A 23710-nucleotide genomic window follows, 5' to 3' on the forward strand; every position below is an offset into this window, starting at 1 on the left:
GCCCCCAGGGCCGCCGCCGGGGCCGCCCCCAGGGCCGCCGCCGGGGCCGCCCCCAGGGCCGCCGCCGGGGCCGCCCCCAGGGCCGCCGCCGGGGCCGCCCCCAGGGCCGCCGCCGGGGCTGTGGCCGGACTCCGCCCGCCTCACCCGCGTCCCGGCTGCCGTGCCCCGGCCGGCAGGGACTGCTCCGCCCAGATGGTCTTGCCGGTGGGCGTCTGACGGGTGCCCCAGCGCTCCGCGATCTGGGCGACGAGCAGCAGCCCGCGCCCGCCCTCGTCGAAGACCCGGGCCCGCCGCAGGTGCGGGGCGGTGCTGCTGCCGTCGGACACCTCGCAGATGAGCGACGCGTCGCGGATGAGCCGCAGCACGATGGGGTCGCCGCCGTACCGCACGGCGTTCGTGACGAGCTCGCTGACGATCAGTTCGGTGGCGAACGCCGCCTCGGTCAGCCCCCACGCGGCCAGCTGTTCGCCCGCGAGCTTGCGCGCCCCGGCCACCGCCGCGGGATCCCGCGCCACCTGCCATGTGCGCACCTTCTCGGCGTCCAGCGAGGCGGTGCGCGCCACCATCAGCACGATGTCGTCGCCGGGACGGCCGCTCAGCACCGTGCGCAGCACCTCGTCGCAGGTCTCCTCGAGCGGCGCCGACGGTACGGCCGGGCCGCTCAACGCCCCTTGCAGCAGGGCGAGACCGGCGTCGATGTCGCGGTCTGCGGCCTCCACCAGGCCGTCGGTGTAGAGGGCGAGCAGACTGCCCTCGGCCAGCTCCACCTCGACGGACTCGAACGGCAGCCCGCCGAGCCCGAGCGGCGGCCCGGCCGGCAGGTCGAGGAAGCGCACCTCGCCGTCCGGGGTGACCAGGGCGGGCGGCGGATGTCCGGCGCGGGCCATGGTGCAGCGCCGGGACACCGGGTCGTACACGGCGTAGACACAGGTCGCCCCGACCTCCCCCGACGCGTCCTGCGTGCGCCCGCGGGCCTCCGGGCCCTCCTCCCGGTCGAGCCTGAGGACGAGGTCGTCGAGCTGGGTGAGCAGCTCGTCGGGGGCGAGGTCGACGTCCGCGAGGGTGCGCACGGCGGTGCGCAGCCGGCCCATGGTGGCCGAGGCGTGGATGCCGTGACCCACCACGTCGCCCACGACCAGGGCGACCCGGGCGCCGGACAGCGGGATGACGTCGAACCAGTCGCCGCCCACGTCGGCGCCGGAACCGGCGGGCAGATAGCGGTACGCCACCTCCATCGCCGTCAGCTCCTCCGGCCGCACGGGCAGCAGGCTGCGCTGGAGCGCCAGCGCGGTGCGGCGTTCCCGGGTGTAGCGGCGGGCGTTGTCCACGCTCACCGCCGCCCGGGCGACGATCTCCTCGGCGAGCAGCAGGTCGTCCTCGCTGAAGGCGTCGCCCGTGCGGTGCCGCAGGAAGTGCACCAGGCCGAGGGTCACCCCGCGGGCGCGCAACGGGACCAGCATCAGCGAGTGGATCATGTACTTCGAGACGGACTCGGCGCGGGCCTGGGAGGACTTGATCCATTCCTGGACCCCCGGCTCGCCGGCCGTGTGCCGGGTGCCCCGACCGGCCATCAGCGTACGCATCGGCGGTGTCATGACCGGGTAGCGCACCGCGTCGCCGGGGGCCGCCACCGACTCCGGGCAGCCCTCCAGCACCGACCGCTGCGCCGCGCGGCGCACCACCACGGCCCGGTCCGGGCGCATCGGCTCCGGCTCGTCGCCCACCACGACGGACTCCAGCAGGTCCACCGTGACGAAGTCGGCGAACCCGGCGACGGCGACGTCCGCCAGCTCCTCCACGGTGCGGGTCACGTCCAGGGCGCTGCCGATGCGCACGCCGGCGTCGTTGAGGACCGCGAGGCGGCGGCGCGCCCAGTGCTGTTCGGTGGTGTCGAAGACGGCCGCCGACACCCCGAGCACCCGGCCGGCCTCGTCCTTCAGCGGTGAGATGAACATCGACCAGGCGTGCTCCCGGGTCTCGCCGGGGGCCCTGCCGTGCGCTTCGTGGAACACCGTCTCGCCGGTGCGCAGCACCTGCCGCTGCAGCCGGTCGTACTCGTCGAACGGCTTCGTGGGCTCGATCTCCCACAGGGTCCGGCCCCGCATCTCCTCGACGGTCGCGCCCATCACGTGGGCCATCGACGCGTTGGCCGACACCAGTCGTGCCGCACGGTCGTAGACCGCCACCGGCACGGGCAGCTGCGCGAGGGTGAGGTCCCACAGGGCCGCCGTGCCCGGCTCGGCCCGCGCCGGCTCGCTCGACGGCCCGGCGCCCGTCACCAGCCAGAGCCGCCCGGGGCCGGTGTCCGCCATCGGCGTCGCCTGCAACCGCAGCACCACCCGGTCTCCGCGGCGGTGCCGCAGCGCCACCTCGCTGGCCGTCCGGCGGCCCGCGGCGACATGGCGCCGCGCCGACTCGGGCAGCCGGGCGGCGAGCAGTTCGGCGGCCGGCCGGCCCACGACCTCGGAGGCCCCGTATCCCAGGGCCTGCTCGGCTCCCGCGCTCCACGCCGTGATCGCCCCGTGGACGTCGACGACGACCGCGAAGTCCTCCGGCACGCGTTGCGGCGTGGTGCCCCGGGATCTGACGCCTCTACCGTTCATGGGCCACTCCGCTTCGCTCTCGCCCGGCCCGTCCGGGGCCGGGACCGCCGGGACCGCGCCCCGGCGTGCGGGACGGCCGCGCGCAGCCTCCACCGGTGAGCGTTCCGCACCCCGACCCGCTGAACACCCGTCCGGAAGCCGAAACTCCTGACGCATCCGTCCGCCGCGTCCAGTCTGGCAGCGGCACGACGACTCTGCGGGCATCTCGGTGGATCTTGGGCATGCCAGGCGGGGCGAACACACCCGAACGAAACCCACCGAGACCGCCCACCGCCGAGCTCCGACGGCGCCGGGCGCCGGACTGCACCGGGCGTCGGCTTCGCCGGACTCCGGCCGCGCCGGGCGCTGACTGGGGCGGGCGCCGACCGCGCCGGGCGTCGGTTGCGCTGGGCTCTGGCGCGCTGGACTCTGGCTGCGCCGGGCGCTGACTGGGGCGGGCTCCGGCGGAGCTGGGCGTCGACTGCACCGAGCGTTGGCTGGGCCGGGCGTCGGCTGCGCCGGACTCCGGCTGCGCCGGGCGCTGACCGAGCTGGGCGTCGACTGGGCCGGGTGCCGACTGGGCCGGGCGCCGGCCGAGCCGGGCGTCGGCCGCTGAGCCGGGCGCCGAATGCGCCGCGTCGGCCGGGCCGAGTGTCGGCCGAGCCGGGCGTCGGCTGCGCCGGTCGAGCCGGGCAGCAGTCGTGCCGGGCGTCGGCTGAGCTGGGCGTCGGCCGGCGAGCCCGGCGGCGGGTGATGTGTGGGGCGTGGGCGGGCGGGCGTTCCGGCGGCGGGTCGGCCTAGAATTCCGGTCATGGCCCTGACCATGAGCGACGTGGACCGGTTCGAGGCGGCACGCCCCCGTCTGGGCGCCATCGCCTACCGCCTTCTCGGCTCGGCGAGCGAGGCGGAGGACGCCGTGCAGGAGACCTTCCTGCGCTGGCAGGCCGCCGACGTCGAGCGCGTCGAGGTCCCCGAGGCCTGGCTGACGAAGGTGCTCACCAACCTGTGTCTCAACCAGCTCACCTCGGCCCGCGCACGGCGGGAGACCTATGTGGGCCAGTGGCTGCCCGAGCCGCTGCTCGCCGGTGACCCGATGCTCGGCCCGGCGGACACGGCCGAACAGCGCGAGTCGGTGTCGTACGCGGTGCTCGCCCTGCTGGAGCGCCTGTCCCCCAACGAGCGGGCGGTGTACGTGCTGCGGGAGGCGTTCGACTACCCGCACCGGGAGATCGCCGCGATCCTCGACCTGACCGAGTCCGCCAGCCAGCAGATCTTCCACCGTGCGAAGAAGCACGTCGCGGACGGCAGGACCCGCACCGAGATCGACGAGGCAGCCGCCCGGCGGATCATCGACGAGTTCCTGGAGGCGGCGACCAGCGGCCGGACCGAGCCGCTCGTGCGGCTGCTGACCGAGGACGCCGTCTCGATCGGCGACGGCGGCGGCAAGGTCCCGGCCCGCGCCACGGCGTTCGAGGGCGCCCTCGCCGTCGCGAAGTTCCTGCGGGGCCTGTTCAAGCCCGGCAAGGCCAAGCGCGCCCTGGCCGGCGGCTCGCCCGGGATGTACGCGACGACCGCCAACGGCGGCCCCGCCGTCGTCGCGGTCGTCGACGGGCGCGTCATCGGCGTCATGTGCCTCGAGGTCACCGCCGACGGCATCGCCGCGTTCCGCAACCAGGTGAACCCCGACAAGCTGGAACGCGCCACCGAGCGGTGGGCGGCCGACGACCACGGCGAACCCCTGGTCGTCCCCTTCTGACACCCGCCCACATGGATGTGACGTGCTTCACATCCCCTACCTGTCAGGAAACGGCGGGCCGTCCGGTTCAGGAGGCGAATCCGCTCAAGACAGGAGCAGGGACATGCAGCACCGCATCATCGTCCTCGGAGCCGGTTACGCCGGCGCCATCGTCGCGGGCCGCCTCGCCAAGCGGCTGCGCCCCGAAGACGTCGCCGTCACCCTCGTCAACGCCGAGGCCGACTTCGTCGAGCGCGTCCGTATGCACCAGCTCGCGGTGGGTCAGGACCTCCCGCCCCGGCCGCTCGACGAGATGTTCGCGGGCACCGGCGTCGAGCTGAGGTTCGCGAAGGTCGTCGGCGTCGACGTCGACCGCAGGGTCGTGGCCGTCGTCGACGCCGACGGCGCCGGGGAGCTGGCCTACGACACCCTCGTGTACGCCCTCGGCAGCGGCTGGAACGACCAGGGCGTCCCCGGCGTCGCCGAGCACGCCCACCAGATCGCCGGCCGCCCCGGGGCGCTCCGGCTGCGTGAGCGCCTCGCCGGGCTCACCGCCGGGCAGCCCGTGGTCGTCGTCGGCGGCGGTCTCACCGGCCTGGAGGCCGCGACCGAGATCGCCGAGGCCCGCCCGGACCTCGACGTGGCCCTCGTCGCCCGGCAGGGCCTCGGCGACTGGCTGTCGCCCAAGGGGCGCGGGCATCTGCGGAAGGTCGTCGACCGGCTCGGCGTCACCGTGCACGAGCACGCCGCCGTCACCGGCGTCGAGGCCGACCGCGTCATCACCGCCGACGGCGGGTCGGTCCCGGCCGCGGTCACCGTGTGGACGACCGGCTTCGCCGTCCACCCGATCGCACAGGCCACGGCCCTGGAGGTCACCGACACCGGCCGGATCGTGGTCGACGCCACCATGCGCTCGGTCTCGCACCCGGACGTCTACGCCGTCGGCGACGCGGCCATGGCGAACGGCGTCGGCGACAAGCCGCTGCGGATGTCGTGCGCGTCGGGCGTCCCCATGGCGTGGCAGGCCGCCGACGCCGTCGCGGCCCGCCTGACGGGAGGGAAGCTCCCGGACACGCCGCTGCGCTACTTCAACCAGTGCATCTCGCTGGGGCGCAAGGAGGGCCTGATCCAGTACGTCACCGGCGACGACCGCGCCGTGCGGGCGGCCCTGACGGGACGGGTCGCCGCCGTCTACAAGGAACTGGTCTGCAAGGGCGCGGCCTGGGGCGTCGCCCACCCGCTGCTCGGACTGTCCCGCCGCCGCCCGGTCGTGCGGGAGCGGGCGCAGACGGCCCCGGCGAACCGGGGCGACTCGACGGAAGCGGCGGAGGCGGCGCAATCGACGCGATCGACGGACCCGGCCGCTTCCACGGACCCGGAGGTCAAGGCGTCGGCGTGACGTGCGACGGGACCGGGCGCCGTCGTCACCGGGGCGGCGCCCCCGTCGAGCCGTCCCCGCGCGCACGCCGCGGTGTTCCGCAGCGGGCGTCCCCTCGGCGGCTCGCGCCCGGGCGGTCAGTCGGCGGCGCCGGATCCCCGGTTCGCGGCGCGGTGGTGCTCGGCGTTGATGCGCTGGGCCTCCTCGAGCTGGTCCTCGAGGATGACGATGCGGCAGGCGGCCTCGATCGGCGTCCCCCGGTCGACGAGTTCCCGGGCGCGGGCGGCGATCCGCAGCTGGTAGCGGGAGTAGCGGCGATGTCCCCCCTCCGAGCGGAGCGGGGTGATCAGCCGAGCCTCGCCGAGGGCTCGCAGGAACCCCGGGGTGGCTCCGATCATCTCGGCCGCCCGGCCCATCGTGTATGCGGGGTAGTCGTCGTCGTCCAGACGATCACCGAGAGGGTTGCCCGTTGTCATGTCACCTCGCTGTGCAACGCGTCGAGGGGCCCCGGCGCCGTACGGCACCAGGGCCCCGGGGGAAATTCAACACCATCTGTCGGTCCTGCCGCTGTGCCGACCCTCTGTCCCCGCCGGCCCGCTGCCGCGCCGCCGCCCGGTCAGGAGCCGTCCTGTGCCGAGCCGGGTCGTCACGTTCCCAGTCCCGTTGCCGTCCCGTGCCGCGGGTTCACGGCCGTGGAGCCGTGCGCGGACCCGGCGACTGCATAAAATGTGCTCTCATGTCGAACCCCGATGAGCTGCTCGTCGCCATCTCCGCCGCCGTGGAGTCCGAGCCCAGCAATCAGATGTCGCTGACCGTGGTCGTGGGCGGCGCCGTCATCACCGGCCGGCTGGCGCCGGAGGCCGTGTGGAGGGAACGGGTGGCGGAGGTCCTGAAGGACTCCGACCGGCTGGGCCCGTTCTCCGAGATCTTCGCCCGTGATCCGCGGGAGGGCAGGAGCGGCGGCGAGGCGCCCACGCACCTGCATTTCCATCTGGCCCGCATTCTGCAGGGCAATCTGGGGATCCCCGAGGCGGGCGGCATGTACCGGGTCGCGATCAAGGACGTCGGCGCGTGGACCGTGGGCGACTTCAGCTACGTCGACCGGTGAGACGCCGGGCCGTCCGCCGGGCACGTATCAAGGGATTTCCGCAGCAAAGTGAACGACGCTGAAAATCGCGAGAACGAGCCGGTGATGACAGGGCGGAATTGCCCGGGAAAACAAACGAGCCGGGGCCCGCACCCCCAGGTGCGGGCCCCGACTGCGAAGAACGCGTCTGCGCCGGTGTCAGGCGATGACGATGTTCTCGGCCGTCGGGCCCTTCTGGCCCTGCGCGATGTCGAACGACACCTTCTGGCCCTCGAGCAGCTCACGGAAGCCCTGGGCGGAGATGTTGGAGTAGTGGGCGAAGACGTCGGCGCCGCCGCCGTCCTGCTCGATGAAGCCGAAGCCCTTTTCGGCGTTGAACCACTTCACGGTGCCGGTAGCCATGATGTTTCTCCTTCGGAGACGGTGTCAGGAATACGCCCTGTGCGCATTCCGTGTCGCCGTGATGATCGGCCGTCGGAAAAACCTTCTGGCAACCACACCTGCAACTGACAACGACAGTAGCACGTCGTGATCGGCCCTGTGCGGAGAATAACTTCGAGCTGTTCGCGGCCCCAGAAATATTCCACGGGCGCTGCGCCCATTTCTCATTTCGCAAAAACAGATATTGCCTTCCCGCGTCGTGACGTTGCGTCGGGCGGAGTCAGGGGCGGAGGCGGGAGCGGAGGCGCGGTGCGCGGCTCGATCCGCGTGTAGGTCGGCCGGTCGTCGGGCATTGTGCCGTGGACGGGCACGGAGTGGACGCCGCCGCCGGGCGTCGCCGCGTGTCGTCGGCTCTCGCGCGACCGGCAGGATGATCGAAATGACGACCGAGCCACATTCCGGGGAAGACCGCGCAGCGCTCCGATAACATGTTCGAACTCGCTGACGAAAGCCCCTCCTTGTCCGTCCTGTGGGGGAAGGGCCTGCCAACCGGCGCGCGAAGTACCTGTTCAGCCCGCATCTCACACACTGGTCAGACAATTGATATCTATGCCAACACGGGTGTTCTCGCGAATAGAGGGTCCGAAGGCCGTCCTGTGGGCGGCGGCCGGTGTGGCGGCGCTCGGGCTGTTCGTGACGCTGGAGATCGTCGCGCGTCACTACGGTCTGCCGGGGCCGATCACCAGTCAGGCGCGCGAGGTCATATTCCCGCCCAAATCGGGTGGTCTGCTGTACGCCAGCATGGCGTTGATGCTGGTGGTGGTGGGCTGGCGGCAACGGTTCATCGCGGTCGGCGCCGCGATCGGCATCGACCTCGGCTTCCTGCTGGTCCGGTGGGCGGCCGGCATCAAGGTGACGGAGGGCCACCCCTTCGGCAACGGGGCGCTGTGGGTGACCCTCGGCTGCGCGGTCATCGCCCTCACCCGCCGCACCGGCCGTGAACGCGCCCTGCTGCTGAAGGGCGCCGGGCTGGCCCTGCTGCTGATGGCAGGCCGCAAGACCGGGGACACCTGGCTGCTCATCACCTCCACGACCCGCCCGATGGTGCTCGACCAGTACGTGGCGATCGCCGATCACGCGCTGGGCAACCCGTCGTGGCTCGTGGGCCGGGCCGTCACCGCCACCGGCGCGATCGGCTTCAACGTCCTCGACTTCGTCTACGGGCAACTGCCGGTGGCCGCGGTGCTCGTGGCGCTGTACCAACTCCGGAACGTGGCGGCCGAGCGACGCTTTCCGCGTCATCATCTGGTGCGCACGTTCCTGGCGATCGGGCTCCTCGGCCCCGGCATCTACATGATCTTCCCGGTGGTCGGGCCGATCTTCGCCTACGGCGACGGCTCCGAGCACTGGACCGCGGTCAGCCTGTGGCAGGAGTCGCACCCCAGCGTGCAGTGGGCGGTGGCCGATCTGTGGCCGACGACGCCGCCGCCGATCGGCACCCCGCACCCGATGCCGTTCGACGCGGTCACCCCGCGCAACTGCATGCCCAGCCTGCACACGGCCTGGGCCACCGCGATCTTCATCCACACCCGCAAGGGCCCGCGGGCGCTGCGCTGGGCCGGAGCGTTCTGGCTGGTCGCCACGCTCACCGCGACGCTCGGATTCGGCTTCCACTACGGCGCGGACATCCTCGCCGGCGTGGTGTTCACGCTGACGATCGAGGGAGCCCTGCGCGCCCACGACCGCGGCTGGGCGCAGTCGGGCGTCCGGCTGGTCGCGTACGGCACGACGGTCTTCGCCGCGCTCCTGCTGTCGTACCGCTATCTGCCGTTGGAGATGGCCGGGCATCCGTGGTTCTACGGACCGCTCCTCGTGCTGGCGACGGGCTCCGTCGTCTACGCCTATCTGCGGACCACCGCGGCGTGGGAGCCGAAGCCGGTGCTGCCCCGGCAGGCAGAGCCACAGGAGCAGGTCTCCGCCGTGAAGCCGCTGTAGTCCGGTTCGTCGGCGTGCCGACCGGCGCTTGGCGCGCCGGTCGGCGCCCGGGTCCGGGCCCCGAGGTCAGAGTGGGCGCCAGACCGCGCTGTCGCCGTGCGGCCGCGCCCGGCCGAAGACCACGTCCGCGAAGTGGATGCCGAAGCCGAGGGTGTCCGGGCGCAGGAGCTCGGCGATCAGGCCGCGGCGGCGCCGCTCGGACCCCGCGGGGTCGGCGTCGGAGACCGCGGACCACTCGGGATGCCGTATCTGGAGCGAGGACAGCAGGGCGTCGCCGAAGGCGAGCAGTCGGACGCCGTGCGAGGCGATGACGAAGCCGGTGTGCCCGGCGGTGTGACCGGGCAGGTCCAGCGCGCGGACCCCGGGAAAGACCTCTTCGCCGGGGAGCACCGGCCTCGTTCGGGGTTCGAGGGCCGTGAGCGCCGGGTCGCGGTGGTCCCACTGCGCCTTGGGGATCAGGAAGGTCGCCCGGGTGAACAGGGGCGGGTCGACGCAGGCCCAGCCGACGTGGTCGGGGTGCAGATGGGTGAAGGCCACCGTCTCGATGTCGTCGGGCGACCGGCCGAGCAGGGCCAGGTTGCCGGGCAGCGACCCGCCGTGCACCGCGCCCCGGTCGGGGTGAGCGGGGTCCTCCGGCACCGCGCGCGGACCGAACCCGGCGTCGATGAGCAGCGCCCGGCCGCCGTGCTCGACGAGCAGGCCGCCGGTGTTGGCGACGAGGCGGCGCGTGTCGTTGAGATAGGCGCCGTACCTGCTCCAGTGCCGGTCGACGGCGGCCGGCGGAATGCCGGCCGGCTTCAGCAGCATCGCCCCGTCGGGCACGTAACTGACCTTCAACTCCCCCACGCGCAGGGTGCGCACGGCGGAGGGCCTGCGCAGACGGCTGTCGTTCACGGGGCATCTCCTCGCGGGCGGATACGCAGGCGGCGCGACCGTCCGCCGTGGGGCGGGGGACGGCCGCGCCGGGTGCGCGGACGGGTACCGGCGGGCGGCGCCGGCGGGATGTGTCGACGCCGGCCCCGCGTCTCGCGGGGGCAGTCCAAACGACGGGCCCCTAGACCGTGGTCCGCTTGCGCAGTACGACGCCGACGAGCAGGGCGCCGACGAGGGCGACGACACCGGCGGTGACCATGCCCGCGTGCAGTCCGCCGAGGATGTCCGCGGGGGACGGGGCGGCGCCCGACGAGAGGGCGTTGGTGCGGGCGGCGGCGATCGCGCTCAGACCCGAGACGCCGATCGCGGCCACGTACTGCGGCAGCTGCGACAGCCCGCCGACGACGCCCTGGTCCTCCTCGGTGACGCCGGTGGTCATCACGGTGATGAAGGAGACGACGCTGAAGACGTGGCCGAGGCCCATGACGGAGGAGGTGACCAGCAGCGCGGCCAGGTTGACGTCCTGGGGCAGGGCGAACATGGCCACCGTGCCGACGCCCTGGATGAGCAGGCCCGCGGCCAGCACCTTCACCCCGCCGAACCGGCCGAGCAGGCGGGCGACGTACATGCCGCCGAGCGTGGCGGCGGCGCCCTCGCCGAGGTAGCTCAGACCGGCCTGCAGGGCCGTGAAGCCCAGCACGTCCTGCATGTACAGGCTCAGCAGCACGGTCGTGCCGGCGCACATGCCGAAGGTGACGACGCCGAACAGCCCCGACCACTTCACGGACGGCCGGTTCAGCACGGACAGCGGCACCAGCGGCTCCGGGTGACGCCGCTCGACCAGCAGGAACACGACCAGCAGCACCAGGCCGCCGACGATCGGGCCGAGCGCGGCGGGCTGCGTCCAGCCCTCGTCGCCGCCGGTGGAGATGCCGTAGACCAGGCCGAACAGGCCGAGCGTGGCCAGGATCGCGCCGGGGACGTCCATCCGGCGGGCGGCGCCGGACTCGTGGATCGCCGGCAGGGCCAGCGCGCCGGCCAGCGCCAGCGCTCCCATCACGCACAGCGCGACCATGGTCCAGCGCCAGCTGAAGCCGTTGGTGATGACACCGCCGCCGAGCGCGCCGAACACGAAGCCGAGCGACATGACGGCGCCGTTGAGGCCCAGGGCGCGGGCGCGCCCCGGACCCTCCTGGAAGTAGCCGGTCATCAGCGCGATGGCGGACGGGGCGATCATCGCCGCGGCGGTGCCCTGGCCGATGCGGGCGGCGATGAGCATGCCGGGGCTGTTCGCGAGGGCGGCGCCGAGGGAGAACAGGGTGAAGACGGCGACGCCGAGGGTGAACAGGCGCTTACGGCCGATCAGGTCGGCGACCCGGGCGAACAGGGGCAGCAGGCTCGCCGACGGCAGCAGGCTGGCGGTGGCCACCCACTGCAGGGTGCCCGCGGAGGAGAAGCCGAGGGCGCTGCCGATGTCGGGCAGGGCGACGGTGACGATGGAGAAGTCCAGGCCGCACATGAAGGTGGCGCAGCACAGGGTGATCAGCACCAGCCACTCGTGCGGGCCGAAGACGGCGCCGTCGGCGGCGGGTTCGGGCGGTGCGGCGGCCTGGGGCGCGGAGTGGACGGGGGGTGAGGATTCGGTGACGGCCATGAGGGGTCCTTCCTGGTGTCTCGCTGGCCGTTCCAGCTTCGAATCGGCGGACCTGCGCAACAAGGACGATCTGTGCAACGATCGATTCGCTGGGCTCATCGTTCGAGGTCGCAGGTGTGAGGGGGTGCAGGGGAACCGGTGATGGAACGCCAGGAGATCGAGATCTTCCTGACCCTCGCTGAGGAACTGCACTTCGGGAGGACCGCCGAGCGGGTGGGCGTCTCGCAGAGCCGGGTCAGCCAGACCATCGCCCGGCTGGAGCGCCGGATCGGCGCCAAGCTGTTCGACCGCACCAGCCGTCAGGTCGTCCTCACGCCCATCGGGGAGCAGCTCGGGGGCGATCTCGCGCCTGCCTGGCGGGGGGTCGAGGAGGCGGTGGCCCGGGCCATGGCGGCCGGGCGCGGGATCACCGGCTCGCTGCGGATCGGCTTCTCCGGCGCGTTCACGGGCCATCTGCTGCACAGCATCGCCGAGGGGTTCGGACGCCGGTACCCGGGTGTGGACGTGCAGATCCGCCAGGTGCAGATCTCGGACCCGTACGGTCCGCTGCGCGCGGGCGACGTCGAGCTCCAGGTCACCGAACCCCCGCTGGCCGAGCCGGATCTGACGCTGGGTCCGGTGCTGGTCTCGCAGCCGAGGGTGCTGTTGATGTCGTCCGGGCATCCGTTCTCGCGGCGGGCGTCGGTGAGCCTGGAGGATCTCGCGGAGGCGACGCTGCTGACGGTCGCCGGGAACGTGCCCACGCACTGGCTGGACCATCACTTCCCGCGTCAGACGCCGTCGGGGCGGCCCATTCCGCACGGGCAGGCCATGACGCACTGGGAGGACGCGCTCTCCCTGGTACTAGCCGGCAAGGGCGTGACGCCGGTGGCGGCGGCCGGCGCGCACTACTACAGCCGTCCCGGCCTGGTCTTCAGGCCGTTCTCGGACGCCCCGGACATCGACTACGCGTTCGTCTGGCCCACCGGTCACGAGACGGCGCGGCTACGGGCGTTCGTCCAGGTGGCCATGGAGCTGGTACGCGCCGTGGGCGGCCCCTCGCGGGCTGTGGAGAGCCTGTGGACGGACGGCCGGACGCGCGGGGAGACGGACGTCTGAGGCCGTCGGCCGGACACACGGCGGCCGGGCGGCCGGGCGCCCCGGGCCGGTCATCGGCCGTGTGCGCGGCCGCCGAGGGTCACTGCAGGCCTCCCACGCCCGCCGCCGTGAGATAGCGCTGGTCGGGGCTGTCCTGGAGCATCACGTGATGGAGCGTCGTGGTGGCGGGCGAGGGCGGGATGCCGAGGTCGTCGGTCATCCTGCGGTGCAGGGACTGGTAGACCTCCAGCGCGGCGGCACGTCGGCCCGAGGCGTAGAGCGCCCGCATCAGCTGGGTGTGCAGGTTCTCGTGGTACGGGTGTTCGTCGACCAGGGCGACGGCCTCCCCGACGGCCTCCTGGAAGCGCCGGCACAGCAGCAGCGCGTCGATGCGGGCCTCGCAGGCGGCGAGATGCGCCTCGTTCAACACCCTGGCCTGCACGGTGAGTCGGCTGCCGAGCCGGACGTTCCCGAAGGGCGCACCGCGCCACACCGCCAGGGCCTCGCCGAGCATCTCGGCGGCGGCGTGCGCCTCACGCTCGTCCAGCAGGCCCCGGGCCCGCAGCACCAGCCGCTCGAAACGGGGCCGGTCCCATTCGTCGGAACCCAGCCGCAGCACATAGCCGTTGCCGTCGGTGACCAGCCGGTGTTCGGCGATCTCGCGGGCGCTGGCGCCGGAGCCGGCCGCCAGCGCCTTGCGTATCGCCCCGATGTACGTCTGCAGGGCGGTGGTGGCGGTGCGGGGCGGCTCGCCGTCCCACACCTCGCTCAGCAGCGCCGGCACGGAGACGCGGTGGTTGGCCTTCGCCATGAGCAGGGCGAGCACCTGCCGTTGCTTGGGCGCGCTGGGGGTGACGTCACGCCCCTGCTCGCGGACGTCGATCGGTCCGAGGACACGGAACTCCACAGCCCCTCCTCAGGGTTGGGCGGCACCGCAATGCGGCGGACGGTGTGCGGGCGGACGGTCGGCGGGAGCCCTGCGTCGCTGCGGGGTCCCCTTGGTGCGGTGGGGTGAGTGCGGGGCGGGGCCGGGGTGGCGCCGCCGGTCGGGCGGTCACCGTCGTGGCGGTCACTGCCGTGGCGTACGCCGGTCGGCCGCTCCCCGGGGGCAGAGGTCAGCCGTCCTTTGTGTACGGCGGTCGGCCGCCGCGTCCGCCGCCTCCCCTGTACGGCGGTCGGCCGCCGCCCGGGGCGAGGCACACCTCGTGCCCGAGCCTGCGGTGGGCCGAGGCGACGGAGACCAGCGTGGCGTGGCGGTGCCAGCCCGGGTAGGAGCGGCCCGCGAAGTCGTGCAGGCCCAGTTCGGCCTCGGCGGCCCCGACCCGTGCGGCCGTGGCGGAGCCGATGACCGCGAGGGCCCGGGTGTGCCACGCCGGGGGCAGGTTGGTCAGCCAGACCCGGTCGGGCCGTGGGCGGGGGGTGGTCCAGACGCCGACCAGCAGGGCCGGCCGGTGGTGTGCCGGCAGCAGCACCCTCAGCGTGCCGAACCGGGGCGTCCCGGGGGCGAGGGGGGCGGTGCCGGAGGGGCGGGCGTGCCGCCGCAGCAGGTCGTTCGCCGGGTGAACCGGCTCCGGGACCGTGTGCGGGGGGACCGTGTCGGCCGGGTGGGCGGCGTCGGCGACCGGGGCGGGCGACAGGGGCAGGGTGTCGGGGACGGCCACGATCCAGTCCAGGCCGCGGGCGTCGAGGCCCTCGATCACGGCCGCGGCGTCGATGTGCCCGTCCGTGTGGACGACGACCGGCGGCATCTCGGGCGTGGTCCGCGCCAGTCGGTCGGCGAGGCCGAGGCACAGCTCGGTCGCGGTGGCGTGGCCGGTGAACTCGGGGATGCGGGCCTGGCGCCGCAGCGCGGCGTCCTCGGTCCAGCGCCGGGGGAGGTACAGCCGCCAGTCCACGGAGAGGTCGCCGTGGTCGCCGGAGAGGAAGGCGCCCACGGCGAGCTGGCAGTTGACGGTGCGTCCGACGGCGGGGACGAAGCGCCGGTGAACGCCGGCGGCCAGCGCCCCCCGCTTGGGGATGACCACGGGGGAGAGGGTCCAGGCGCGCGGGGCGCAGTGCTCGGCGACCCAGCGGGCGAGTTCGGCGCGCACCGGACGCCACGGCCAGGCGCTGTCGTTGACGAACTGCTGCAGTGACTGCGCCGCCGTCGGTGACGGCGTCACCGAAGCAGCTATGCGGCGCAGGGACTTCTTGCCCTGGGTGGCCAGCAGGCCCTTCAAGTAGACGCCGGCCCACCGCCGTTGGTCGGCCCGCGGCAGATGGGCGAAGAGCCGCTGGGCCGGCGGCGGAACGCGCTCGGTGGCCGGATGCATGGACGGACTCCTCTCTCCCGGCAGCCGCAAATATACAGAACATTCTCTATGTTTCTAGGTTCGATGCCGGCGCGCGGACCCGGAGGGAGTCACGCGGCGGTGCGCTCGGCGGTGTGCTCCGAGGCTCTGAGCTGCGGCTGGAGCGGGGCGCCGGGCCGCGGGCGGGGCGCGGAAAAATTCCGTGCGGGCGTCCGGGACGCGATGCCCGTCCGGGCGGCGCGACACGGTCCGTGTGCGGAACGGCGCATTCGGTCAAGGCAGTCGAGCGGTCGAGGGAACCGAGGAGTCGAGGGAGCCGAGCGGTCGAGGGAGCCGAGCGGTCAAGGGGGTCGGGTCGGGTTCGGGTCCTTCGCCGGGCCCGGGGAGGGGCTCAGTCCTGGACCGGGCCGGCGGCGGCCGAGGGGGCCGGCGCCAGCAAGGCGCCCAGCGCCTTCAAGGCCTGCGCCAGGCTCTCTTCGGGCCCGTCGCCGGTGACCGTGCGCAGCGCGTCCGGGGCGGTGGCCGCGGCTTCGACGCCGAGCACGATGTGGGAGAGCAGCGAGGCGGCCGCCCCCGGGGTCAGTCCGCCGTCCAGACGCTCCTCGCGCCAGGCCCGCTCCAGCGCCGCGCGCAGGCCGGGGACCCAGGAGTCGTACCAGCCGTGACCGTCGGCGTGCCCCTCCCGGGTGAGCCTGGCGGCGGCGCGGATGCTCGGCGTGCTGCGCAGTGCGTCGGCCAGGGTCAGCACCTCGTCGAGGACGCCCCGCAGTCCCGGCGCGGCGGCGGCGCCCAGCATCACCTCGCGGGTGGCGGTCGTGCCGGCCTCCTGGACGGCGTCCGCCAGCGCCGACTTGCTGGGGAAGTGGAAGGTCAGCGCGCCCATGGTGACCCCGGCCGATCTGACGATCCGGTGCAGGGAGGTGCCGTCGTAACCGTGCTCGGCGAATTCGGCGGACGCGGCCCTGACGATCCGCTGCCGGGTCTGCTCGGCCCTCTCCTGTCTCGCCACCTGTGTGCGCACCTCCTCCCGCCCCCGTGCGTCGCGGCCGGCCCGCGACCAGACACACCATAGGTCAAGGAATTACCAAGAGATCGGGAGAAGCAGCAGCTCGGAACGTTCTTGGCAGGTTGGCCGGTAAGGGCTGCACGAACCGGCTGACGGTCCGGCGGGCACCTGTTTGACTGAGTGCCATGATCGAACAACCGTACGTGATGAGCGACCGGGTCGTCATGATCACCGGAGCGTCGTCGGGCATCGGCGCGGCCGCGGCCCGGCTCTTCGCCGAGCACGGCGCGGCCGTCGTGCTGACGGCCCGCCGCCGGGAACAACTCGCCTCGGTGGCCGAGGAGATCGCGGCCAAGGGAGGCCGGGCGGCATACGTCCCCGGGGACATCCGGCGCGGCGAGGACGTCGAACGTGTCGTGGAGACCGCGGTGGAGCGCTTCGGCCGCCTGGACGCCGCCTTCAACAACGCCGGCTACGGCACGCTCGGCACCGAGCTGCACGAGATGTCGGACGACGACTACGACGCCGTCATGGACGTCAACGTCCGAGGCGTGTGGAACTGCATGCGCCATCAGATCCGCGCCATGCTCGGCACCGGCGGCGGCGCCATCGTGAACACCGCGAGCGTGGCCGGACTCATCGCCACCGGCGTGGGCGCGCCCTACGTGGCCGCCAAGCACGCGGTGATCGGCCTGACCAAGGCCGCGGCGGCCTCGTACGGGGACCGTGGCATCCGGGTCAACGCCCTGGCCGTGGGCAGCACGCTCACCGAGATGATGGAATCGGCCATCGCGCAGATGCCCGGCGTGGAGCAGACGTTCTTCGCGCGCGCCGTCCAGAAGCGGTTCGCCGCCCCCGTCGAGGTGGCGCAGGCGGCACTGTGGCTGTGCAGCGACGCGTCGTCGTTCGTGACCGGCGCGACCGTCCCGGTGGACGGCGGCACGCTGGCCGTCTGAGCGTGCGGCGCGACCGGGAGGGATCGCGGGCCGGTGCGGCCCTCCCGGTCGCCGCGCTAGCGGGCGGTGGGCGCCGCGTCGGCGGTCCGCGTCGGCCACAGCGTGCCGACGGCCGCCTCCTCGTCCACGGTGCGCAGCAGGGCGTCGTCGATCTCGTCGAGCCCGTCCACGAGATGACGTGCCCCGGCCTCTCGCATCAGCTCGGCCTGATGGCTGTGCGCGAACCGGCTGGGCCGGCCGATGAACGGCGCCCCGAGGGCTCTCGCCGCCTCGGCGACCCGGGCCACGTCGTCGATGAAGAGCACCTGGCCGTGCTCCAGCCCGAAGTGTGCGGTGATCTCCCGCAGTCCGGGGCGCACGTCGTTGGTGCAGAGGTAGTGGGGAGGGGCGAACAGGTCGGCGTACGCGCCGAGATGCTCGTCGAAGTGGGTCTTGGCCAGGCCGCCGTAGCAGACCACGTCGAGTCCGGCGGCGTTCAGCCGCCGCAGCAGATCCGCGGCTCCCTCGGTGACCTCGACGGGGTGGTCGGCGAGGTAGGCGGCGCGCTCCTCGAAGTAGGCGGCCAGGGCCTCCTCGCCGGTCATCGGCTGCGGCACCGCCGCCGCCATGGCGCGGCCTGCGTCGGCCTGCCGCTGGGAGAAGACGCTGCGCTCGACGTCGGCCGAGTACACGCCGCCGCGGCGGGTGACGAACCGGTGGATGAGCGGGCTGAAGGTGTCGGAGAGCAGCACGCCGTCGATGTTGACGGCGGCGACCCGCAGACGGTGCAGACGGCGTCGGCTGTGCGGGCTGTGCGGTCGGTCGGTCATGACGCGGGTCCCTCCCCTTGGGCCGGCACGCTCACGGACGTCCACAGGGACAGAGCGCGCTCCTCGCTGTTCTCGATCCCGCCGAGAGCCGAGTCGGTGGCGATGCCGGGCAGCAGCAGGCGCCACATGTTCGCCGTGCGGCGCGGCAGGTCGGCCCGCCGGGAGACGACCTGCGCGTACTCCTGCATGCCGGTGCACGCGCCGACGACGAACTCGGCCAGCTCGTCGGTGCGGACGTGGTCGCGCAACTCGCCCTGGGCGCGGGCGGCTTCGAGGCACTCCTCGAAGCTGCGGGCCCAGACCGCGTACGGAGTGGCGTCCTGCAGGCCGAAGGCGGCCTGCTCGCCGGTGAGCCGGACGCCGGCGCGCAGCATCGGGTCGGCCTGCAGCGAGTGCGACCAGATGAGGGTGATGTCCACCAGGCGCTGCAGGCCGGTGGTGGGCACATGCGGCTCGATCGTGCCGCGCTGGGCGTTCATCACCTCCATCGCGAGGTTCTGCTTGTCCTTGAAGTGGAAGTACAGGGCCCCCGCGGTCACCCCCGCGCGCTGCAGGATCTTGTTGATCCCGGCGCCGGCGTAGCCGTATTCGTCGAAGACCTCGGCGGCCGCCCTCAGCAGCTGTTCTCGGGTGTGAATCGCGCGCTCCTGTTTGGGCGCGCGATTCGTGTTCGCTCGTGCCATGGCGTCATCCCGGTCTCGACAAGAAAAAGAACGTCCTCTATGTTACTGGCCGTGGCGCGCCTCCGCCACCGTGCGGGGGCAGCGCATGTCGACGCTGGACAACTGGGGGGTTCCACATGAACGAGACGGTGACGGCTGCAGCGGTGTCGAGAGCGGTCCGGGTCGCGAAGGACCTCGTCCACAAGCACGACGGCGGCCAGGTGCTGCTCTCGGGGCTGAAGCGACTGGCCGAGGACGAGTTCCTGGTCGAGGCGGACTGGACGGACGCCGGCCGCCTGGTGGCAGCCGGCGACCAGGGGGAGGGCAGTGCCGTACTGCTCACGGAAACGATTCGGCAGACCTTTCCGCTGCTGTCGCACGCCGGGTACGACGTCCCGTTCGACCACCGTCTGCTGTGGAGCGAGTACCGCTACACCCTGAACCTCGGGATCCTGCGCGAGGAGGGCGTCGGCGGCCGGCCCGACCTGCACATCCGCTGCCACGACGTGGTCCGCCGCCGCGGCCGCGTCTGCGCCCTGTCCCTGGACGTCACCGTGCTGCGCGACGGGGAGCAGCTGGCCACCGCCCACACCCGGTTCACCATCCAGCCGCCCGCCATCTACGACCGACTGCGCGGCTCCCACGGCGACGCCCACCGCATGATGGAGCTGGCCCGCAGCCGTCCGCTGCCGCCGCCGGTCTCCGGCGCCGGCGAGGAGTTCCGGGACGTGGTGCTCTCGCCCACCGACGCGCCGGACCGCTGGCAGCTGCGGATCGACACCCACCACCCGATGTACTTCGACCACCCCGCCGACCACGCCCCGGGCATCCTCCTGCTGGAGGCGGCCAAGCAGGCCGTGCGCACGGTACGGCACCCGAGGGTCGGCCTCGCCGAGGCGATGGAGACCGTCTTCCACCGTTACGTCGAGCTCGACTCGCCCTGCCGGGTGGAAGCCCGCCATCTCCCCGACGACCAACTCGGCCGCGCCCGCTTCCTGGTGACGATGCATCAGGAAGGCGAGCTGTGCTTCACGGCGCTGGTGTCGGTCGCCAAGGAGCCGGTCGGCTGACGTTCGCGTCCCGCCCGACCCCCGGCAGCGTGTCTCCGCCCACCCGGGCGACATGGGCGCCGAGCACCATGTCGTCGCCGACGGCGACGGGCCGCCCGGCGGAGCGCAGGAGGTCGAGGTCGGAGGCGTGGTCGCCGTAGGCGGCGGCGTGCGAGGGGGACACCGCGCGCCGCCGCATCAGCGCGCGCGCCAGCCGGCCCTTCTCGACGCCGATGACCGGGCGTTCCACCAGCCCCGTGCAGTGTCCGGCGACGTACTCCGGCTCGCTGCACAGGATCTCGTCGGCGCCGAGCAACTCCGCGACCGGCTCCAGACAGGGCCGGAACGAGCCCGACACCAGCACGATCAGCGCCCCCTGCGCCTGGTGCCGGCGCAGGGCGGACACCACCGGCGGGTGCAGCAGCGTGCCGCCGGCGCGCTCCGCCGCGAACCAGGCGCGGCCGTGCGCGAACAACTCCTCGCGCGGCCGGTCCGCGAACAGGCGGTAGTACTCGCGGTTGGTGACCAGCCGCGAGACGCCCGCCGCCGACCTGTTCCGCAGCGCGCCCGCCGCTTCCTCGTACGCGGACGGCGGCAGACCGCGCTCGCGGTAGTGGAACTCGAGGAAGCGGAACATGCTCTTGACGGTGATCAGCGTCTCGTCGACGTCGAAGAAGGCGATCTCGACGGGGTCTTGATGCGCTACGCCGGGGACAGGGACAGCGGACATGGGGTGCGGCCTTTCGTGCGGGTGAGGGGGGAGGGCGGTCGGCCCCGATGCGTCACCCCCCCCGCGTCCGGGGGCGGACCGCCGCACCGGACGCGGGAGGCGACGGGCGGGCCCGGACCGGACGCGGGACGAGGGAGATGCCTGCGGGGCCGGACCGGACGCGGGGGTGGCGACGGGCCGGGCCTGGCCCCGGGGCGACGGACTGGACCTGACTGACCCCCGGGGCGGCGGGTCGGGACCTGACGCCGGGACGGCGGACCGGATCTGACGCCGAGGACGCCGGCGGGGCGGTACCGGACGCCGAGGGCGGCGGGTCGGCGCCTGACGGCGGGGGTGGCGGACCGGACGCCAGAGGTGGCGCGGGGGTCAGACGGTCGCGGGGACCGGCGCCGTGGCCCGGGTCGCCAGATAGGTGCGAGCGCTCTTGCCGGGCGTCTTGCGGCCCAGGTGCCGCGCGGCCACCAGCTGCTCCAGCAGCGGGGCCGACCGCGGCGACCGGCAGCGCGGATCGGCATGGAGACGGCGCTGCACCTCCAGGGCCACATCGGCGCCGACCGTGTCGAGCAGCCGTACCGGACCCAGCGGCTGGCCCCCCACGCTCCGCGCGGCCGCGTCCAGCGCGGCGGTCGTCGTGGCCTGCGCGTCCAGCAGCTCGAGGGCCTGGTTCAGATAGGGGAAGAGCAGCGCGTTGACGATGAAGCCGGCCCGGTCGCCGCACTGCACGGCCTGCTTGCCGAGCTGTTCGACCACCGCCCGGGCACGGGCCAGGTTGTGCGCGCTGGTGCCCTTCGCCGGGACCAGTTCCACCAGCCGCATCACCGGAGCCGGGTTGAAGAAGTGCAGGCCCAGCACGTCCGCCGGCCGGCCCGCGGGCTCTGTGCAGTCGGCGACCGACAGGCTCGAGGTGGACGTGGCCAGCAGGGTGCGCGGCGCGCAGACCTCGCCCAGCTCGGCGAACAGCGCGCGCTTGACCTCCAGGTCCTCTTTCACGGCCTCGACGACGAGATCCACCGCGGCCAGCACCGAGCGGTCCGCGGTCGCCGTGAAGCCGCTCCCCCCCGCCTCCTCGTCGGGGGCCGTGCGCTGCAGCGCGAACTCCACGCGCTCCGCGGCCGCCCGCGCCTTCTCCTCGGTCCTGGCCAGCAGCGTGGTGTCGAAGCCGCCGCGCACGAAGGACTCCGCCATGCCTGTGGCCATGGTCCCGGAGCCGACGACCACGACCCGGCGTCCGGGCGGGGCGGTCGGCTCCGCCGGACGGCCCGGCCCCGCGTCCCGGTCGTGGCGGTGGAAGCCGCGGCCCGTCTTGCGGCCGAGCGCGCCCCGGGCGATCAGTTCGTCGAGCACCGGGGCCGGCGCGGTGTGCCCGTCGGCCGTCTCGGCGAGACGGGAGAGCAGGTCGCGGGCCGTGTCCAGACCGATCGCGTCGAGCACGGCCAGCGGCCCCTCGCGCCAGCCGCAGCCGAGCCGCATCGCGGTGTCGACGTCCTCGGCGGTGGCGTATCCGTCGTGGACCATCCACGCGGCCCGGTTCAGCAGACCGAGCAGCAGCCCCGGGGCGAGCGAGCCGGCCCGGTCGACGACCCGGTGCGCGGTGATCCCGGCCGCCGTGAGGATGCCTTCCACCTGTTCGGCGGCGGCGTCCCCGGCGCGGGCGGCGCGGGCGACCTCCACGGCGTCGAGGTCGTCGGCGCGCAGGAAGCGCAGCGCGAACAGGTCGGGGCCCGCGGCCTCCTCGAGGTCGGCGAGGGGCGTGGTCAGCGCCGTGGTGAGCACCGGGGTGCCCGGCCTCACGTGTCGGCGCACCTTGGCCAGCACCAGCCGCTTCAGCGCCGCCGGTTCCGGAACCGCCTCGATGACCAGGTCGGCGGTGGCGACCCCGGCCGGGAAGCGGGTCACGGTGCGGGGGCGCTCGGACGGGCTCAGATCCCGGACGCGGCCCAGAGCCGCCGGGTCGTCGTCGACGCCGACGACGGTGAGCCCCGCGCCGGCCAGTCGGCGCACCAGGGCCAGTCCGGTGCCGCCCAGACCGACGACGGCGACGGTGTACGGAGACGGCGCGAGGGCGCCGTCCGGCTGATCGGGCATGGTGTGCTCCTGCTTGTCGAGGCGGTCGGGCGGTCGGGCGGTCAGGCGGTCGGGTGGTCGGCGGTCGGCGGGTCGAGGGTCGTCGAGGACGGTGGAGGACGGTCGGAGACGGTCGGCGGGGTGCAGCGGAAGCGACCGGTGCAGCGGGAGCGACCGGTGCGACGGGCGTGACGGGTGTGATGGGCGTCAGTCCGGGGGCGGGGCGGGTGTGCCGTCAGTAGCGGCTGCCGGTGGGGGCCGGCGCGGTGTCGAGATCCCGCAGGTCCTGTGCGGTCAGGCGCAGGGCGGCCGCGTCGAGGTTGTCCGCCAGGTAGCGGGGCTGCTTGGTGCCGGGGACGGGGACGACGTGGTCGCCCTGGGCGAGGGTCCAGGCCAGGGCGACCTGGGCGGCGGTCGCCCCGTGCCGGGCGGCGACCTTCTCCACCGTGTGCGTGATCCGCAGGTTGGCGGTGAACGCCGCCCCGGTGAAACGGGGGTTCGCTGCCCGGAAGTCGCCGGCCTCGAAGTCGTCCGGCCGGGTGTAGCGGCCGGTGAGGAATCCCCGGCCCAGCGGCGCGAACGGCACGAAGGCGGCGCCGTGCACGGCGCACCAGCCGGAGATCCCGGCGCCCGGGTCGAGCGGTTCACGGGTCCACAGGGACAGTTCGGACTGCACCGCCGCCACCGGATGGACGCGATGGGCGGCGTCGGCCTGCTCCCGGGTCACCTCCGACAGCCCGAGGTGGCGCACCTTGCCCGCGTCCACCAGCTCGGACAGCGCGCCCCACGACTCCTCCAGCGGTACGGCGGGGTCGACGCGGTGCAGGTAGTACAGGTCGATCACGTCGACGCCGAACCGCCGCAAGGAGGCGTCGGCCGAGCGGCGGATGTGCTCGGGGGAACCGTCGCGGCTCAGGGCGCGGGTGGCCAGGTCGTCCACGACGATGCCGGTCTTGGTCGCCACCACCGCGTCGCCGCGGCGTCCGGCGAGGGCGCGCCCGACGAGGGTCTCGTTGTGGCCCTCGCCGTAGGCGTCGGCCGTGTCCAGCAGGACCGGGCCGGCGTCCAGGGCCTGCCGGATCACCGCGACCGACACCGTGTCGTCGCGCTGGGACTCGGCATAGCCCCAGCTCATTCCCATGCACCCGAGTCCGACGGGACGGACGTCGAATCCGGTCGGACCGAGGCTGCGCGTGCTCAAGGACACGTTCCTTCCTGTGAGGGGTGGGCTCCTGTGAGGGGTGGGCTCCCGTGAGGGGGCGGGCGGGGGCCGGGGGGGGGTCACCCCCCCCCCGCCCCCCCCGGCCGGGGTGACCCCCCCGGGGGTGTGGCCCCCCCAACCCCCCGGCCGGCGCCCCGCGCCCCACAAAACCCCCGGGCC

Annotated in this window: 21 protein-coding genes; 8 read left to right on the top strand and 13 right to left on the bottom strand. The window is 73.8% G+C overall.

Annotated elements, in window-relative coordinates:
- Positions 1–140: 140 nt before the first annotated feature.
- A complete protein-coding gene (locus ABT300_RS27560) occupies positions 141–2603 on the bottom strand; it encodes a SpoIIE family protein phosphatase (protein ID WP_351680938.1) in 2463 nt (820 codons plus the stop codon).
- A 472-nt stretch (positions 2604–3075) separates the two neighbouring features.
- Between ABT300_RS27560 and ABT300_RS27565 the strand changes: the two genes are divergently transcribed.
- From ABT300_RS27565 to ABT300_RS27575, 3 genes are all read left to right on the top strand, one after another.
- Complete coding sequence (locus ABT300_RS27565; RefSeq protein ID WP_351680942.1) at positions 3076–3198, top strand: hypothetical protein; 123 nt, start codon at positions 3076–3078, stop codon at positions 3196–3198.
- Positions 3199–3393: 195 nt separating this feature from the next.
- Positions 3394–4338: an RNA polymerase sigma factor SigJ gene (gene sigJ / locus ABT300_RS27570; RefSeq protein WP_351680945.1), complete on the top strand. Its 945-nt coding sequence runs from the start codon at positions 3394–3396 to the stop codon at positions 4336–4338.
- Positions 4339–4441: 103 nt separating this feature from the next.
- On the top strand, positions 4442–5716 hold the full coding sequence (locus ABT300_RS27575) for an NAD(P)/FAD-dependent oxidoreductase (protein WP_351680948.1): 1275 nt from the start codon (positions 4442–4444) through the stop codon (positions 5714–5716).
- Between the two features lie 116 nt (positions 5717–5832).
- Here the strand turns inward: ABT300_RS27575 and ABT300_RS27580 are convergent, their stop codons facing one another.
- Entirely contained in the window at positions 5833–6171 is a 339-nt protein-coding gene (locus ABT300_RS27580) for a helix-turn-helix domain-containing protein (RefSeq protein ID WP_351680950.1), read from the bottom strand.
- A 260-nt stretch (positions 6172–6431) separates the two neighbouring features.
- On the opposite strand from ABT300_RS27580, the gene ABT300_RS27585 reads away from it, so the two are divergent.
- A complete protein-coding gene (locus tag ABT300_RS27585; RefSeq protein ID WP_351680953.1) occupies positions 6432–6803 on the top strand; it encodes a GvpU-like protein in 372 nt (123 codons plus the stop codon).
- Between the two features lie 177 nt (positions 6804–6980).
- Here ABT300_RS27585 and ABT300_RS27590 read toward each other — a convergent pair whose 3' ends face one another.
- Positions 6981–7184, bottom strand: coding sequence for a cold-shock protein (locus ABT300_RS27590; RefSeq protein WP_057577987.1), 204 nt, complete (start codon positions 7182–7184; stop codon positions 6981–6983).
- 588 nt (positions 7185–7772) lie between these two features.
- Between ABT300_RS27590 and ABT300_RS27595 the strand changes: the two genes are divergently transcribed.
- Entirely contained in the window at positions 7773–9158 is a 1386-nt protein-coding gene (locus tag ABT300_RS27595; RefSeq protein WP_452987157.1) for a phosphatase PAP2 family protein, read from the top strand.
- A 66-nt stretch (positions 9159–9224) separates the two neighbouring features.
- On the opposite strand, the gene ABT300_RS27600 is transcribed toward ABT300_RS27595, so the two are convergent.
- Positions 9225–10052, bottom strand: coding sequence for an MBL fold metallo-hydrolase (locus tag ABT300_RS27600; RefSeq protein WP_351680959.1), 828 nt, complete (start codon positions 10050–10052; stop codon positions 9225–9227).
- A 160-nt stretch (positions 10053–10212) separates the two neighbouring features.
- Complete coding sequence (locus ABT300_RS27605; RefSeq protein ID WP_351680962.1) at positions 10213–11685, bottom strand: MFS transporter; 1473 nt, start codon at positions 11683–11685, stop codon at positions 10213–10215.
- Between the two features lie 141 nt (positions 11686–11826).
- Between ABT300_RS27605 and ABT300_RS27610 the strand changes: the two genes are divergently transcribed.
- The gene (locus tag ABT300_RS27610; RefSeq protein WP_351680965.1) at positions 11827–12783 is read left to right on the top strand and encodes a LysR family transcriptional regulator; all 957 of its coding nucleotides are present in this window, start codon (positions 11827–11829) and stop codon (positions 12781–12783) included.
- Positions 12784–12862: 79 nt separating this feature from the next.
- Here ABT300_RS27610 and ABT300_RS27615 read toward each other — a convergent pair whose 3' ends face one another.
- The 3 genes from ABT300_RS27615 to ABT300_RS27625 all read right to left on the bottom strand — a co-directional run bounded on the left by ABT300_RS27615 (position 12863) and on the right by ABT300_RS27625 (position 16062).
- On the bottom strand, positions 12863–13669 hold the full coding sequence (locus ABT300_RS27615; RefSeq protein WP_351680968.1) for an AfsR/SARP family transcriptional regulator: 807 nt from the start codon (positions 13667–13669) through the stop codon (positions 12863–12865).
- Between the two features lie 208 nt (positions 13670–13877).
- Positions 13878–15074, bottom strand: a complete 1197-nt coding sequence (locus ABT300_RS27620) for an IS701 family transposase (protein ID WP_351680971.1) — start codon at positions 15072–15074, stop codon at positions 13878–13880.
- A gap of 370 nt (positions 15075–15444) precedes the next feature.
- Positions 15445–16062 (bottom strand): TetR family transcriptional regulator, encoded by a 618-nt coding sequence (locus ABT300_RS27625; protein ID WP_351680974.1) that lies wholly within the window; start codon positions 16060–16062, stop codon positions 15445–15447.
- 182 nt (positions 16063–16244) lie between these two features.
- Here ABT300_RS27625 and ABT300_RS27630 point away from each other — a divergent pair, with 182 nt between their 5' ends.
- A complete protein-coding gene (locus ABT300_RS27630) occupies positions 16245–17015 on the top strand; it encodes an SDR family NAD(P)-dependent oxidoreductase (protein ID WP_351680976.1) in 771 nt (256 codons plus the stop codon).
- 56 nt (positions 17016–17071) lie between these two features.
- On the opposite strand, the gene ABT300_RS27635 is transcribed toward ABT300_RS27630, so the two are convergent.
- The gene (locus ABT300_RS27635) at positions 17072–17824 is read right to left on the bottom strand and encodes an HAD family hydrolase (RefSeq protein ID WP_351680979.1); all 753 of its coding nucleotides are present in this window, start codon (positions 17822–17824) and stop codon (positions 17072–17074) included.
- The gene (locus tag ABT300_RS27640; RefSeq protein WP_351680982.1) at positions 17821–18507 is read right to left on the bottom strand and encodes a ScbR family autoregulator-binding transcription factor; all 687 of its coding nucleotides are present in this window, start codon (positions 18505–18507) and stop codon (positions 17821–17823) included. The genes ABT300_RS27635 and ABT300_RS27640 overlap by 4 nt, the downstream gene beginning before the upstream one ends.
- Positions 18508–18623: 116 nt before the next feature.
- Here ABT300_RS27640 and ABT300_RS27645 point away from each other — a divergent pair, with 116 nt between their 5' ends.
- Complete coding sequence (locus ABT300_RS27645; RefSeq protein WP_351680985.1) at positions 18624–19556, top strand: ScbA/BarX family gamma-butyrolactone biosynthesis protein; 933 nt, start codon at positions 18624–18626, stop codon at positions 19554–19556.
- Here ABT300_RS27645 and ABT300_RS27650 read toward each other — a convergent pair.
- The 3 genes from ABT300_RS27650 to ABT300_RS27660 all read right to left on the bottom strand — a co-directional run bounded on the left by ABT300_RS27650 (position 19516) and on the right by ABT300_RS27660 (position 23530).
- On the bottom strand, positions 19516–20265 hold the full coding sequence (locus ABT300_RS27650) for an HAD family hydrolase (protein ID WP_351680988.1): 750 nt from the start codon (positions 20263–20265) through the stop codon (positions 19516–19518). The two genes, ABT300_RS27645 and ABT300_RS27650, sit on opposite strands and share 41 nt — an antisense overlap.
- A 366-nt stretch (positions 20266–20631) precedes the next feature.
- Positions 20632–22350, bottom strand: a complete 1719-nt coding sequence (locus ABT300_RS27655; protein WP_351680991.1) for a 3-hydroxyacyl-CoA dehydrogenase family protein — start codon at positions 22348–22350, stop codon at positions 20632–20634.
- A gap of 214 nt (positions 22351–22564) precedes the next feature.
- Complete coding sequence (locus ABT300_RS27660; protein WP_351680994.1) at positions 22565–23530, bottom strand: aldo/keto reductase; 966 nt, start codon at positions 23528–23530, stop codon at positions 22565–22567.
- Positions 23531–23710: the final 180 nt, after the last annotated feature.

The organism is Streptomyces sp. NPDC001027 (assembly GCF_040299045.1).
In the GTDB taxonomy this organism is placed as follows: Bacteria; Actinomycetota; Actinomycetes; order Streptomycetales; family Streptomycetaceae; genus Streptomyces.